This window comes from Bradyrhizobium barranii subsp. apii, from assembly GCF_011516635.5.
Taxonomy (GTDB): Bacteria; Pseudomonadota; Alphaproteobacteria; order Rhizobiales; family Xanthobacteraceae; genus Bradyrhizobium; species Bradyrhizobium barranii.
Genome location: NZ_CP096255.1, coordinates 2,105,181 through 2,117,502, shown reverse-complemented (window position 1 = coordinate 2,117,502; position 12,322 = coordinate 2,105,181). Strand labels below are relative to the sequence as shown.

Genomic DNA, 12,322 nt, shown 5'->3' with positions numbered 1-12,322 from the left:
CGTCGTTTCACGTCAGCCCGGTTTCTCGGCGCTGACGGTCTCGTCACCTCCGTTGGCTCGTTTGATGAGAGGTTTTCCTTCGGCAACGAATTTCGCCGAGAGGACCAGCGCACCAGTAGCGAAATCCCTGCCGTGCGCGGCGATCATGGCCTCCGCGATCTCGGCCAGCTGAATGAAGAAGGCGTCTTTCGACCCGGCTTCCTCGCTCATGTCCGGTTGCGGAGACGGCATTTGTGCCTGTTGCTTTGATGCAATCATGGTTGCGTTGTTCCTGCTCATCATGCGTGCCCCGAACGTTGGTGGTCGCCGGACGAAGGACCGTTGTCGATCTCCAGCAGGGACGTGTCGAGCCATTCACGCTCGGCCACCAGGCGTCGATGCTCCTCCCGGAGCATCTCCAGGCGCACGACCGCTCGCTCCAGTTCAGCATGCGCGTCGCTTCCGGCGTCGGCGCGCGCCGCGCTACGCACGGCGCACGCGAGTTCGATTTCGGCTCCGCCGCGCGCGTACTCATTCTTGATTTGCATCTCGTTGTTATCGACCATCTCGTCGATCAGCCTGTCCCGGGCAATCATCCGATCGCGGGAGCGCTGCAATTCAGCGGCTTCCTCGGCGGTGATCGGTGGCCGGCATCGGCTGTCCTTTGTCACTCGCGCCACTCTCGTTCGATGATCTGGACCGAGGCTTTGCATGTCGCGGCACATGCCCTACGGGATCAGGACCGCGCGGCCATGAATGCGTCCATGATGCAGATCGTGAAGCGCGTCATTGGCCTGGCTCAGCCTGTATTCCTTGGTGTGGAGTTCGACGAGGCCGCGATCCGCGAGCGCCATCAGCTCCACCAGCTCGGCGTATGTGCCGACCAGGTTGCCGACGATGGTCTTTTCCGATGTGATCATGTCGATGGTCGGGATATCGATCTTCCCACCATACCCGACGATGTAGTAGTAGCCGGCGTTCGCTGTCATCGACAGGCCCTTGGCGATAGCGTCACCCTCGCCAACAAAATCGATCACGGCCTCCGCGCCGCGCCCGTCGGTCAGCGCCAGCACCGCCTCGACTTCGTTGCCGTCTGCCTTCACGACATGATGTGCACCGCACTTCTTGGCGAGTTCGAGAGACTGTTCGGCGCGATCGACCACGATGATTTCTGCCGCGCAGAGCGCTGCGAGAACCTGGACGCCGATATGGCCCAGCCCACCGGCGCCGATCACCACGACATGTTCGCCGGGCAACAGATGACGGGATGCCTTCTTCGCGGCACGATAAGCCGTCAGCCCGGCATCGGTGTAGGGAGCAACATCCTTCGGTGCGAGCGACTTCGGCAGCTTGATCAGGGAGCGCTGCCCCGTCAGCAGATACTGCGCATAGCCGCCATTGGCATTGATGCCGGGAAACGAGCTGTCCAGCGCATGCATGTCGTCGCCGCGCCGGCACGCGAGACAATGCCCGCTGGTCACCAGCGGATGACAAATTACGCTGTCGCCAACCTTGATCCCTTCGACACCCGGGCCGATCGCTTCGACCCAGCCGGCGTTCTCGTGGCCCATGATGTATGGAAGCTTGACGTCGACCTTGCTGCGCCAGATGCCCTCAACGATGTGCAGATCGGTGCGACAGACGCCGGCACCACCGATGCGCACGATCACGTCCATCGGGCGCGAGATCTTCGGGTCAGTTACGTCATCGAACTTGACGAACTCCTTCGCCGTCAGCTTCTCGTCGAACTCATGAAGCACCGCCGCTTTCATTAAACAGCCTCCCCGGCAAAATTTTTATTCTGTCGATCTGACGCGATCGCCTTCCCGCTGAGCAGGTCAGCAAGGGCTGTGCCAAGCGCACAACGGCCTGATCTTTCTATTGTTCTTGCGATCTCGGGAGTGCGCGCGCCGATCCGCCTCGGAGCAGACTTTGCGCGCGACTGTTCCGAGACGGAACAGTTCGACGGCGGCAACAGCGGGTGAGCAGAACTTTGGATTTTTGATTGTTTGATCTATGATAGTGAGAACCGCGCCACACGCGAGAACGACCCGAACCGGGCTACGACCAAGAGGAAATCGCCAAGCAGCGACTCCCGGAGGAGCTATGATGCTGACCGCCAGCCGACGCATGGACAATGCTTGGATGACGCTCGATCAGCGCGGCGCGCCGCCGGCAGAGCTGCTATCGGCCGATATCTACGACAGCTGGATGCGCTGCATTTCGCTTGGTCTCGATACATTGCGCCCTCCTTCGCCTGAGTTCGTGAGCACCGCCGTTTTGCGCCAGGAGCAGCAGCGCTGCTCACTGATTCGCGGCCTGGCGCTCGCGGAGATGCACACGCTGCATCAGCAGATTGCCGGCTCCAATTTCATGATCGCCTTTGCAAATGCCAACGGCCTGCTGCTCGACATCATCTCGGACTCGAGCTTCAGTGATGCCTCGAACGCAGCGAGCATTCGGCCCGGCACTATCTGGACTGAAGCCATTTGCGGCACCAACGGCCTCGGCACCGCTGCGTATCTCAAGCGGGCCATCGTCGTTCACGGGGGCGAGCACTTCTTCTCGCGCTACCACAATCTTACTTGCATCGCGGCGCCAATCTTCGCGCCCGATGGCGAACTGGCCGGAATACTGGATGCGTCATCGGATTGCATGTCGAGGCAGGCGCATACCCAGGCGCTCGTCGCGATGGCGGCAACCCAGATCGAGAATGGTCTGTTCCGCGAACATCACCGCGGAAACATCCTGATCGCTTTCCATAGCCGCGGCGAATATCTGCATACGTTGAGCGCGGGCCTGCTGGCCGTCGACAACGAGGGCAGGATCCTTGCAGCCAACAGGGCCGCAAGCGTCCTGCTGCATGGCCTGCCAGCCTTGCCGGGTCGTCGCTTCGCCGACGTCTTTCGTACGAAATTCAACGCCTTTGTCGATGAAGGCCGGCGCAAGGAACGCCAGCGCCTCGAGGACGAGGTCGGTAGCCAGTTCGTCGCAACAATCGAGAACGCGCGCCAGTTCTCGATGATGCAGGCCATCTCGCGGCCTCGGCCGTCGACGCCCAAGGACGTCCCCACCCAGTTCGTCTCCGCCGATCCGGCGATCGCTTCCATTGTCCAACGGGTGGGAGTCGCGGCGGTCCGCAAGATGCCGATCCTGATCCGTGGCGAAACCGGCACCGGCAAGGAGCAACTCGCCCGCCATGCTCATACCGCCAGTGGACGGGCCGGCGCTTTCGTCCCGGTGAATTGCGCAGCGCTCCCTGACAGCCTGATCGAGGCGGAGCTGTTCGGCTATGCCGAAGGCGCTTTCACGGGAGCAAAAAAGGGCGGGGCTGCAGGACTGTTCAAGGAAGCGGACGGCGGAACGCTCTTCCTCGACGAGATCGGCGACATGCCGGTGACGTTGCAGGCCGTGCTGCTGCGCTTTCTGGACGATTGGACTGTCCGGCCGGTCGGTGGCACCAAACGTCAGGTCGACGTTCTCCTGGTGTCTGCCACCAATGCCAATCTCGACGACTCGATTGCGAAGGGCCGATTCCGATCCGATTTGCTGTTTCGTCTCAACACGCTGGAGGTGACGTTACCGCCTTTGCGCGAACGTTCCGATTTCGCCGAGATCGCGCGCTATTTGATCCACAAGATCGATCCCTTGATGGATTTGACCGCAGGGGCGATCGATCGTTTGGCCGAACTCGATTGGGATGGAAACATCCGCGAACTGCGCAACGTGCTTTCCCGATTGTCACTGGCCGAGCCGGGAGATCTGATCGACGAGACATCGGTCGAGTCCGTACTTGCACATTCAGGCGGCGAGCGCTTGACCGGCAAGGCGGTGGGTGGTGGGCTCAAGGCCAATCTGCATGAGATTCAGCGCTCGCATGTGCTGACCGCGTATGCGGAAACGGGCAACAACATCAGCAAGACCGCGCGCCGCCTGGGCGTGTCGCGCAATACGATCTATCGTGCCCTGCGCGGCAACAAGGATTAGCACAATCGTGGCGAAGGCTCTGCGGCGGCAGCGCGATCCGGCTGTAACTGGAGGCGCTGAAGTCCAGCCCCTCGTCGGGTTCAATTGGGAGTGTCGCCATGTTTGAACCGGAAAACGGTCTCGAAGCCCTGATGCAGGCTGCCGCAAGGGACGCCAGCATCGTTCCAGCATTCTATCGCGCGTTGCTCGAGACGGAGATCTACATTCTGACGCCGGAAGCGCCGATGAAACCTGGACGCCGTCGCTCGCTCAAATTTCAGGAGGAGATCAACGTTGCAACGGTCGACTTCCAGAACATGAAATGGCACCCCACCTTCACCTCAAAGAAGCGCATCTACGACTATATAAAGCAGCCTGAGGTGTGCCTTGGCGCCGCCGCGCGCAATCTGTTCGAAATGTTGCCTGACTCTAATTTCTGGCTCAATCCGTTGTCCGAATGTCAGAAGCCGCTGCCCGCCGCCGAGATCGCTCTCCTCATGAGTGGCAAGATCTTTGACATGCCGATTAAGTCCGCGCGATAGGCGCAGACTTCCTGCCAGATGCTGTCGGCCAAGCGGAATTATTTCGAAAACGGCGCAGCGACATCAGTTCACTAGACCATCTGCCTGATTTCCTGAAGTGTGCCCGCAAAGGCTCGTGGCGAGCCGGACGGATGGGAATTCGTCAGGCCGAGGTCGGAGCGGCGAGGACAATGATCGAATGAACAGAGGAGCGCCTTGGTCTCAAGCCGGAGCGGCTTGCCGGGGATACCGCTTACGGGGCTGCTCCGATGCTGAACTGGCTGGTCGAGGCGAAGAGCATCGCACCACATATCCCCGTGTTCGACAAGTCGAAGCGAGATGACGGTACCTTCTCGCGCAGCGACTTTCGATATGATCCGACCAGCGACGTCTACCACTGCCCCGGCCGGAAAGCGGCTCGGGACGAGCGGCACCGTGCACGGGGGCCAAACGCTTTTGTATCGTGCGAGCAAGCTCGACTGCGACGCATGCCCGCTTAAACCGCAGTGCTGTCCAAAAGAACCATCGCGCAGGATCCCGCGCAACATACATGAGCACGCCCGGGACGTCGCCCGGTCGTTCGCTGGCACCGAGGGATTCGAGACGTCGCGACGTCAGCGCAAGAAGATCGAGATGCGGTTTGCGCATTTGAAGCGCATCCTGAGGCTTGGTCGGCTTCGGCTTCGTGGCCCACGGGGCGCCCAGGACGAGTTTGTTCTTGCTGCAATCGCTCAAAATCTGAGGCGCCTCGCGCGTTAGGGTCGGCGGATCAAAGCCGGTCGGCCTTACCGAATGGCCGAAAGACATCCGTCGGTTACAACCGACTTTTGCAACAAAATCGGCCATGCCCGGACATCGCCACAGGCGGGGCTGGCTGACATGTCGCTTGCTTGACACCTCTCGTAGCGTTGGTCTCTAATCCCCAGGCAAGTCCTGAGGCTGGAGGCGAAATTTTCGCCGCCAATCAAGAATAAGGCCAACTGCTCCGCCAGGCGAGTGCCGGGTAAAGGAGCAGAGGCTAAAAATAGCTTCCTGGGAGGGAACAATGGACAGACGCCAGACAATCAAAATGCTTGGTGGTGCGGCGGCGATCGCCGGTACCGGTTTTCCGGGATTTGCTTTTGCGCAGGCTCAAAAGGAAATGGTCACGGTCGTGAAGATCGCCGGCATTCCGTGGTTCAACGCTCTTGAAAAGGGAATCCAGAAGGGCGCCAAGGACTTCAGCATCAATGCCACCATGGTTGGACCGGCGAACGTCGATCCGGCACAACAGGTAAAGCTGCTCGATGACCTGATCGCCAAAAAGGTCAACGTGATCGGCTTGGTGCCGCTGGACGTCAAAGTGTGCGAGCCGGTGCTCAAGCGCGCCCAGGCGGCCGGCATCAAAGTCATCACCCATGAGGGCCCCGAACAAGAAGGCCGTGACTGGAATGTCGAATTGATCGATTCCGTTCGCTTCGGTGAAGTGCAGATGGAGCGTCTCGCCAAGGACATGGGCGGCGAAGGCGATTACGTGGTTTATGTCGGGACGTTGACGACGCCGCTTCACAACAAATGGGCCGACGCCGCGATTGCCTATCAGCAGAAGAATTTCCCGAAAATGAAGCTCGTCGCCGACCGTTTCCCCGGCGCCGACGAGATCGATACCAGCCAGCGCACGACGCTTGACGTGATCAAGGCCTATCCGAACCTGCGCGGCATTCTCGGCTTCGGCTCGAATGGGCCGATCGGGGCCGGCAATGCGGTGCGTCAGCAACGCCTTGGCAAGAAGATCGCCGTGGTCGGCACGGTGCTGCCGAGCCAGGCGAAATCGCTCATCGCGGATGATACCATCCGCGAAGGTTTCCTGTGGAATCCCACCGATGCAGGTTACGCCATGGTTGCAGTTGCCAAGCTCGTGCTTGATGGCAAGCCAATCACGGATGGCGTCGATGTTCCCGGCCTCGGCAAGGCTGCGGTCGATGTGGCCGGCAAGCAGATCAAGGTCGACAAGATCATGCGGATCAACAAAGAAACCATCGACGGATTGATCGCCGGAGGACTCTAGAACTACACCGGTCCCAGCCGCCTCGCCGCGCTGCATTCCCGGCTTTCCGGCCGGGAATGCGATCCTCGTCGAGGCGATCGCTTGACGAGCGGTCCCATTACAGGACGAAGCCTTGACGACTTTCCTGGAGATGTCCGGCATATCAAAACGTTTCGGCGGCGTGCATGCGCTTCGCGACGTCGATCTGACGCTGGAGGTCGGAGAGGTGCATTGCCTTGTCGGCGAAAACGGATCTGGCAAGTCCACGCTGATCAAGATCATTTCCGGCGTCGAGGCGCCGGAACCAGGAGGCCGGATCGTCATTTCCGGCAAGGAGTACCCAAAACTAAGCCCGGTCTACTCCACCCATTGCGGCATTCAGGTCATCTATCAGGATCTATCGCTATTCTCCAACCTCACCGTCGTCGAGAACATCGCCATGGCGCACCATCTTGGCGGCGTCCACACGGTGAACTGGTCCTCTATGCGGGCCATCGCCATGGCCACAATGGCGAAGGTCGGCGTTGAGGTCGATCCAGAAACAAAAGTCTCCGAACTCAGCATTGCCGGACGCCAGCTGGTCGCGATCTGCCGGGCCCTGGCGGCGGATGCCAAACTTCTCATCATGGATGAGCCGACGGCGTCGCTGACCCGCCACGAGGTCAACACCTTGATCAAGCTCGTCAGCGACCTGAAGAGAAGCGGTATCTGCGTCGTATTCGTGAGCCATCGCCTCGACGAGGTGCTTGAGATTGCCGAACGCGTGACGGTGTTGCGGGACGGCGCCAAGGTAGGCACCTTTGCCGCAGCGACCATCAACGGCAGCAAACTCAGTCACCTGATGACCGGGAAGGCTTTCGAGTATCAGAAACAGGTGCCCGACCTTGCCGTGGGTGCCGTTGTTCTCGAAGTCCAGGGCCTTGGCCGCGATGGTGACTACGACGATGTGAGCTTGCAATTACGCGCCGGAGAAGTCGTGGGCCTTACCGGATTGCTTGGATCGGGCCGAACCGAGCTCGCACTGTCGCTGTTCGGCATGAACCCACCCGATCGAGGCACCATGGCGCTTGACGGCCACCGCATCGCGCTGAACACGAATGCAGACGCGATCCGTCGAGGCATCGCCTACGTATCTGAAGACAGGCTTACACTTGGCCTCATCCTTGACCAGTCGATCACGTCGAACGTCACGCTGACTGTGTTGGAACGTCTCGCCGGCGCGTTCGGCCTGATTGGCGCACGCGCGCGGCAAAGCCATGTTGCGCGATGGGTCGCCGAACTCGGAATCAAGGTCTCTGATCCCAACAACGCGGTCAAGACGCTCTCCGGCGGCAATCAGCAGCGGATCGTGCTCGCCAAATGGATGGCGACCAACCCACGAGTGCTTATCCTCGATAGCCCAACGGTCGGTGTCGACATCCGCGCCAAGGATGGGATTTATGAGATCATCCGGCGACTGGCCCGCGAGGGCGTCGCAGTGCTGATGATATCAGACGAAATCCCCGAGGTACTTTATCACAGCCATCGCGTGCTGGTGATGCGCGAAGGGCGTTTGACCGCTGACGTGATGGCCGCAGACACCTCCGAAGATGCGCTTCGGCAGGCGGTCAATGCCTGAATCGCGGTTTGCTTCATTTGGCAGGTTTCGGCGCAGCCATGAGTTCTGGCTGTTGATCGTGATCCTCGTGCTCTGCGCCAGCCTGGGCGCGGCGAACGGCCAGTTCCTGACCATGCAGAATCTGTTCGACCTGCTGACCTCCTACGCATTCGTAGGCATCCTCGCCCTCGGGCTGCTCGTGGTGCTGATCGCCGGCGGAATCGACATCTCCTTCACGGCGACGGCATCGGTGGCGCAATATGTCACGCTTACGGTGGCGAACGCATACGGCGCGAACTGGATCTGCGTTTTTGCGATCGCGATCGGCATTGGCGGTGCGCTCGGCGCCCTCAACGCGATCTTCATCCAGAAGCTTCGGATACCATCAATCATCGTGTCCGTCGCAACGTTGAACATTTTCTATGGGCTGCTGATTTTCTTCACGGGCGGTAAATACATCTATTCGTTACCCGACTGGTTCGCGACCGGGATATTCTGGTTCGAGTTCGATTGGGGCAAGGATACGTCCTACGGCGTCAACCTGCAGATCCTCGCGCTCGGGTTCTCATTTCTGTTCACCTGGCTCCTGCTCAATCGTAGCAATATCGGTCGTCAGATCTACGCCATGGGGGGCAATACCGATGCCGCGCAGCGACTTGGCTTCCATGTCTTCGGCCTCAACATGCTGGTCTATTGCTACATGGGAGTCATGGCCGGTATCGCCTCGCTGGTCCAGGCGCAGCTTGCACAGTCCGTCGCTCCGACGGTGCTGGTGGGCAAGGAGCTCGATGTGGTTGCGGCCGTCGTGCTCGGCGGCGCCAGCCTGATGGGCGGCGTCGGCACCGTTCTCGGCACGTTTCTGGGGTTGGCACTGCTCGCCATCCTGCAGAATGGAATCATTTTGCTGGGCGTTTCGTCCTACTGGTCGCCATTTTTTGTCGGGTTGGTCATTCTGATCTCGGTCTCGGCAACAGCCTGGTCGCAGCGAGAACGGCGGACCCGGAGCGCGCGGCCATGAGAAATGAGTCCACCCTCGCCCTTCGCGGACGCCTGATCCGTTTTGCCGGCAGCGGGACGATCGCAACCCTGATGCTGTTGTTGGTCGCGCTCTGGTTGGTGTTCGCCATTACCATCGGCGACCGGTTTTTCTCCGTCAACACGCTGCAATCGATGGCTTTCCAGATGCCGGAGCTCGGCATCCTTTCGCTTGCGATGATGCTGGCCTTGTTATCTGGCGGCCTCAACCTTTCCATCATCGCCACCGCTAATCTCTCCGGATTGACCATTGCCTTCCTGCTGACGCACTACATTCCGGGCACTCAGGGCATTGCCTGGGCCGGCGTACAGGTGCTGGCGATTGCGGCAGGGTTTGCCGTCGCGGCACTGGTCGGCCTTGTCAACGGATTTGTCATCGCCTATCTCGGCGTTTCGCCGATCCTCGCCACCCTCGGCACGATGACACTCTGCAAGGGACTTGCGATCGGCCTGACGCGCGGCAATGTCATCTCCGGATTTCCGGAGCCCATTGTATTCATCGGCAATGGAACGGTTCTCGGGGTGCCTTTTGCCCTGATCGTGCTGGCGCTCTGTGCGTTGCCGGTCGCGCTCATGCTAAACGCAACGCCCTTCGGGGCAAGGGTTTACATGATCGGCTCGAACGAGAAGGCAACCCGCTACTCCGGCGTCGATACCCGCGCCGTCCTGCTCAAGCTATATGTCCTCTCGAGCCTGCTCGCCGGTGTCGCAGCGGTCGTCATGCTGGCACGTTTCAATTCAGCCAACGCGGCATATGGCGAGAGCTATCTGCTCGTCACCATTCTTGCAGCAGTGCTCGGTGGCGTCGATCCATTTGGCGGCTTTGGCAAAGTCGGCGGATTGCTGCTTGCGCTGATAATCCTTCAGGTGATCTCCTCGGCGTTCAACCTTCTCAATCTCAGCCAGTTCCTCACTCTGGCGATCTGGGGTGGCATCCTGATTGCCGTTGCCGCGGTTCCTCATCTGGGCGGCAAAGCGCCCCGGTAGACAACGATGACAAGATCGGAAACCTCTCCCCGGATCGCGGTTCTCGACATTGGCAAGACGAATCTGAAGCTGCTGGTCGCGAGTGAGGACGGCTGGCCGCTCGAAACACTTTCGATCCCGAATGTGCCGACCACGGCAGGACCATACCTCGCCTATGATCTTGCCGGGCTGGAAGAGTGGTTCCTCGACACTTTGGCCGTGGTGGCGAAACGCCACACCATCGGCGCGGTGATCGCGAGCGCGCATGGGTGTGGCGCCGTTCTTGTCGAAGGTGACGAGCCAGTGCTGCCTATGATGGACTATGATGCGGTCTCGCCGCCTGAGATCGACCAGGCCTACGCCCGGATTGCGCCTGCCTATGATGAAGTGTTTTGCGGTATCAGCGGCGCGATGCGGCTCGGCAAGCAATTGCTCTGGCAGGAAAGCGCATATCCCGCCGAATTCGCCCGCGCGAAGACCTATCTTACGACTGCGCAGTATTTCGCCTTGCGGCTCGGCGGGTGTGCTGCAAGTGAAATTTCACAGCTCGCGGCTCAGAGCCATATCTGGGACCTTTTCCACCATCAGCCTTCCTCCCTGATGCGCAAGCGCGGCTGGGACCGTCTTCTGCCGGAGCGGGCATCCGCCGGTGCGGTGCTAGGGAGGGTTTCGGAGGCCGTAGCCAAGCGTACCGGCCTGGCGCGCTCGACCGAAATCCTCTGCGGCGTGCATGATTCCAACGCCAACCTGTTCCGCTACAAGGCCGCCGGCATGGCCGATACCTCGATCCTATCAACAGGCACCTGGATGATCGGCTTTCAGCGCGGCCTCGCGCTAGACAAGCTCGACGCCACACGCGGCATGGTGCTCAATATCGATGTCGACGGTGAGAACGTACCCTCCACGCTGATCGCGACAGGCCGCGAATACGACCTGATCAGCAGAGACCACGACGCTTCTGATGCAGCTGTCCTCACCGCATTGCCGAGTCTACTGGCCCTTGGAACCCTGGCACTCCCCTCCTTCGTTGGGGATGACGGACTGTTCCCCGGTGCAGCTCACCGCGGACGCATTATCGGACCGCGGCCCGAGACGCCAACCGAATGGCAGGGGTTGGCAGTCCTCTACGCCGCATTCAGCGCAAACCGCTGTCTAGATGCGCTTGGCAGCTCGAAACACATCGTCATCGACGGTGGCTTCGCCGCCAACCTGCCCTTCGCGCGCGCTCTGGCCGCGTTGCGGCCATCGCAGAGCGTCTCGGTGAGCCAATCTCGGGATGGAACGGCGCTCGGCGCGGCGCTGCTGTGGCGGAGATTTTCGCGTACGATTCCGGTTTCGAGCGTGGTGCTTGAAGCTGTCACGCCGCTCGGCGAGGATGAGTGCAAACGCACCCTTTCCGCCGCCTATCAATCCTGGATTTCTTTTTCGGAGCACCCATCATGACAGACCGCAATCATGCCGATCTCCGCCAGGGCATCGTCGATACCTGCAAGGAGATGAACCGAAACGGTCTCAACCAAGGGACTTCCGGCAATCTTTCGCACCGGATTCCAAACGGCATGCTAATCACACCGACAAGCTTGCCCTATGAGCGCATGCGGCCAGAAGACATTGTCGCGATGGATTTTGCCGCGAATTACCAGGGCAGCCATCGCCCTTCTTCAGAATGGCGTTTTCATCGCGATATTCTGCGAGCGCGGGACGACATAAACGTCGTGCTTCATACGCATTCCACCTTCAGCACCATTCTCGCCGTGCACGAGCGTGGCATTCCCTGCTTCCACTACATGGTCGCGGTAGCCGGTGGCAACGATATCCGTTGTTCGCCTTATGCCTGCTTCGGCACACAAGCGCTGTCGGATTACGCCGTCGATGCGCTCGAAGGACGAAATGCCTGCTTGCTCGGCCATCATGGCTTGATCGTAACGGCGCAGACATTTGAAAAGGCGCTTTGGCTTGCCGTGGAGGTGGAGACCCTGGCGAAGATGTATGTCCACGCGCTGGCGATCGGCGAACCTCCGCGCCTCAGCGAGACCGAAATGGCACAGGTCCACGAACAGATGAAACGCATGGGCTACGGCCAGGCGCCCGATCTTGACGACGTCGGTGATGTTCCACGCGCCATGCCTCAGTCGAAACTGGCGCCACATTGACTCAGAGTGTCGTTGAACGCGGCTAGTCTTCGCTAAGGAAACTTGCAAGCAACTCTACCAGCCGCTGGTGATCAAGCGA

The 12,322-nt window shown here is 60.2% G+C and carries 11 protein-coding genes and 1 pseudogene; 9 read left to right on the top strand and 3 right to left on the bottom strand.

Annotated features, from left to right (window positions below):
* Positions 1-12: 12 nt before the first annotated feature.
* From HAP41_RS10140 to HAP41_RS10130, 3 genes are read right to left on the bottom strand one after another with little or no spacing between them, the layout of a single operon-like run.
* The gene (locus HAP41_RS10140; protein ID WP_224580897.1) at positions 13-279 is read right to left on the bottom strand and encodes a hypothetical protein; all 267 of its coding nucleotides are present in this window, start codon (positions 277-279) and stop codon (positions 13-15) included.
* Positions 279-650, bottom strand: coding sequence for a hypothetical protein (locus HAP41_RS10135; protein ID WP_166102888.1), 372 nt, complete (start codon positions 648-650; stop codon positions 279-281). The genes HAP41_RS10140 and HAP41_RS10135 overlap by 1 nt, the downstream gene beginning before the upstream one ends.
* A gap of 57 nt (positions 651-707) precedes the next feature.
* Complete coding sequence (locus HAP41_RS10130) at positions 708-1,751, bottom strand: NAD(P)-dependent alcohol dehydrogenase (protein ID WP_135215639.1); 1,044 nt, start codon at positions 1,749-1,751, stop codon at positions 708-710.
* A gap of 337 nt (positions 1,752-2,088) precedes the next feature.
* Between HAP41_RS10130 and HAP41_RS10125 the strand changes: the two genes are divergently transcribed.
* From HAP41_RS10125 to HAP41_RS10085, 9 genes and pseudogenes are all read left to right on the top strand, one after another.
* A complete protein-coding gene (locus tag HAP41_RS10125; RefSeq protein WP_166102891.1) occupies positions 2,089-3,966 on the top strand; it encodes a sigma-54-dependent Fis family transcriptional regulator in 1,878 nt (625 codons plus the stop codon).
* Between the two features lie 98 nt (positions 3,967-4,064).
* Positions 4,065-4,487, top strand: a complete 423-nt coding sequence (locus HAP41_RS10120) for an SseB family protein (protein WP_166102895.1) — start codon at positions 4,065-4,067, stop codon at positions 4,485-4,487.
* Between the two features lie 137 nt (positions 4,488-4,624).
* Positions 4,625-5,225 (top strand): annotated as a pseudogene (locus HAP41_RS10115) (transposase); the annotation flags it as partial.
* 286 nt (positions 5,226-5,511) lie between these two features.
* Positions 5,512-6,513, top strand: coding sequence for an autoinducer 2 ABC transporter substrate-binding protein (locus tag HAP41_RS10110; RefSeq protein ID WP_028150067.1), 1,002 nt, complete (start codon positions 5,512-5,514; stop codon positions 6,511-6,513).
* A 112-nt stretch (positions 6,514-6,625) separates the two neighbouring features.
* Positions 6,626-8,110: a sugar ABC transporter ATP-binding protein gene (locus tag HAP41_RS10105; protein ID WP_166102899.1), complete on the top strand. Its 1,485-nt coding sequence runs from the start codon at positions 6,626-6,628 to the stop codon at positions 8,108-8,110.
* Positions 8,103-9,107: an ABC transporter permease gene (locus tag HAP41_RS10100; RefSeq protein ID WP_028150069.1), complete on the top strand. Its 1,005-nt coding sequence runs from the start codon at positions 8,103-8,105 to the stop codon at positions 9,105-9,107. The genes HAP41_RS10105 and HAP41_RS10100 overlap by 8 nt, the downstream gene beginning before the upstream one ends.
* Positions 9,104-10,111 (top strand): ABC transporter permease, encoded by a 1,008-nt coding sequence (locus HAP41_RS10095; RefSeq protein WP_028150070.1) that lies wholly within the window; start codon positions 9,104-9,106, stop codon positions 10,109-10,111. The genes HAP41_RS10100 and HAP41_RS10095 overlap by 4 nt, the downstream gene beginning before the upstream one ends.
* Positions 10,112-10,117: 6 nt before the next feature.
* Positions 10,118-11,533: an acetate and sugar kinases/Hsc70/actin family protein gene (locus HAP41_RS10090; RefSeq protein ID WP_166102904.1), complete on the top strand. Its 1,416-nt coding sequence runs from the start codon at positions 10,118-10,120 to the stop codon at positions 11,531-11,533.
* Entirely contained in the window at positions 11,530-12,243 is a 714-nt protein-coding gene (locus tag HAP41_RS10085; RefSeq protein ID WP_166102908.1) for a class II aldolase/adducin family protein, read from the top strand. The genes HAP41_RS10090 and HAP41_RS10085 overlap by 4 nt, the downstream gene beginning before the upstream one ends.
* Positions 12,244-12,322 lie beyond the last annotated feature (79 nt).

Coding starts and splice junctions, on each gene's coding strand:
- HAP41_RS10110 (WP_028150067.1), top strand. CDS start 5,512: ATGGACAGACGCCAGACAATCAAAATGCTTGGTGGTGCGGCGGCGATC.
- HAP41_RS10130 (WP_135215639.1), bottom strand. CDS start 1,751: ATGAAAGCGGCGGTGCTTCATGAGTTCGACGAGAAGCTGACGGCGAAG.
- HAP41_RS10140 (WP_224580897.1), bottom strand. CDS start 279: ATGAGCAGGAACAACGCAACCATGATTGCATCAAAGCAACAGGCACAA.
- HAP41_RS10095 (WP_028150070.1), top strand. CDS start 9,104: ATGAGAAATGAGTCCACCCTCGCCCTTCGCGGACGCCTGATCCGTTTT.
- HAP41_RS10090 (WP_166102904.1), top strand. CDS start 10,118: ATGACAAGATCGGAAACCTCTCCCCGGATCGCGGTTCTCGACATTGGC.
- HAP41_RS10100 (WP_028150069.1), top strand. CDS start 8,103: ATGCCTGAATCGCGGTTTGCTTCATTTGGCAGGTTTCGGCGCAGCCAT.
- HAP41_RS10120 (WP_166102895.1), top strand. CDS start 4,065: ATGTTTGAACCGGAAAACGGTCTCGAAGCCCTGATGCAGGCTGCCGCA.
- HAP41_RS10125 (WP_166102891.1), top strand. CDS start 2,089: ATGCTGACCGCCAGCCGACGCATGGACAATGCTTGGATGACGCTCGAT.
- HAP41_RS10085 (WP_166102908.1), top strand. CDS start 11,530: ATGACAGACCGCAATCATGCCGATCTCCGCCAGGGCATCGTCGATACC.